This window comes from Thiohalocapsa halophila (assembly GCF_016583825.1).
GTDB classification, from domain to species: domain Bacteria; phylum Pseudomonadota; class Gammaproteobacteria; order Chromatiales; family Chromatiaceae; genus Thiohalocapsa; species Thiohalocapsa halophila.
In genome coordinates, this window is record NZ_NRRV01000246.1 from 1 (window position 1) to 727 (window position 727).

The window sequence follows — 727 nt, forward strand, 5'->3', positions numbered from 1 at the left end:
GGTGCTCATTGGCGCTCTCCCTTAGGCGCCGGCGCCTGTGCATCCAGGCACCGACTTGATCAGGTCCGGCCACGCCGCCGGCGTGCATCACCGCGTTGTCGCTGACCACGCCGGGCGTCGACATGACCCTGTAGGACATGATGGCGGCGATGTCAGTGACCTTTTCCAGCTCGATCTCGACACCGGCCTGCTCGGCCGCCTTGGCAATGGCATTGGCGGTGATCTCGCAGTTGCGGCGGCCGGAGCCCAAGATTTTGATCTGTTTCATGATGGATTCGCCTCGTGGTGGGATTGGCAACAGCCCCCGCGACCGTCGATCTGCACCGGCGGGCAGGGCGTTTCACCGTACGAGCAATAGACGCAGCAGTCACCGGGCTTTGGTTTCAGCAGCACGCCACAGCTGGGGCATTCCCAGAGCCAGACGCAGGCGTCGGTGGGCATCTGCTCGGTGCGACTGAAACCGCAATCCGGGCAGTGGATAGTGGAGTCGAGCTTGACGGTCATCCTCTGGAGGCATCAGGTCATCAGATTGAAGGTCCAGCCGACCAGCACGAAGGACACCCCGAGCACGCCGGCGAACAGCGCCAGCGCCGGCCAGCGGATGACCTTGCGCAGGATCAGCATCTCCGGCACCGAAAGCGCGGCAATGCTCATCATCAGCGCCAGCACGGTGCCCACCGCGACGCCCTTGCCGAGCATCGCCTCGGCCACCGGGATGACGCCGGTC

The 727-nt window shown here is 64.8% G+C and carries 3 protein-coding genes; all 3 read right to left on the reverse strand.

Annotated features, from left to right (window positions below):
* On the reverse strand, positions 1-268 hold a 268-nt coding region (locus tag CKO31_RS26255; protein ID WP_200243922.1), incomplete at its 3' end, for a thioredoxin family protein.
* Positions 265-504 (reverse strand): GDCCVxC domain-containing (seleno)protein, encoded by a 240-nt coding sequence (locus CKO31_RS27105; protein WP_242475709.1) that lies wholly within the window; start codon positions 502-504, stop codon positions 265-267. The genes CKO31_RS27105 and CKO31_RS26255, both read right to left, overlap by 4 nt.
* Before the next feature lie 12 nt (positions 505-516).
* The coding region (locus CKO31_RS26260) for a permease (RefSeq protein ID WP_200243925.1) at positions 517-727 on the reverse strand (211 nt) is incomplete at its 5' end.

Coding starts and splice junctions, on each gene's coding strand:
- CKO31_RS27105 (WP_242475709.1), bottom strand. CDS start 504: ATGACCGTCAAGCTCGACTCCACTATCCACTGCCCGGATTGCGGTTTC.